The organism is Bacillus hominis, assembly GCF_018332515.1.
Lineage (GTDB): Bacteria > Bacillota > Bacilli > Bacillales > Bacillaceae_G > Bacillus_A > Bacillus_A hominis.
Window position 1 is genome coordinate 1 of sequence record NZ_BOQD01000350.1, and the last position, 235, is coordinate 235.

A 235-nucleotide genomic window follows, 5' to 3' on the forward strand; every position below is an offset into this window, starting at 1 on the left:
TTTAACTTCCGTTTCATGTTATTCATCTTTCAAATAAAAATTAATAATAGCTTTATTTAAAAATGTTGCATATTGCTCACGTGTTACAACTTTATTTGGTTCAAACTTTCCATTCCCTGTTCCTACTATGACATTATTAGCTTGCAAAGCACTAATTGCATTTTTCGCCCAGTAATTATTTGATACATCTGTAAATGTGTGCTGTTGCAGCGCTTCAAATGAAAATGTTTGTGTA

General features: G+C 30.6%; 1 protein-coding gene. It reads right to left on the bottom strand.

The genetic code is table 11. The features are described from left to right. Positions 1–18: 18 nt before the first annotated feature. Positions 19–235, bottom strand: a 217-nt coding sequence (locus KI356_RS24455) for an S-layer homology domain-containing protein (protein WP_212936719.1), incomplete at its 5' end; no start/stop codon positions are given.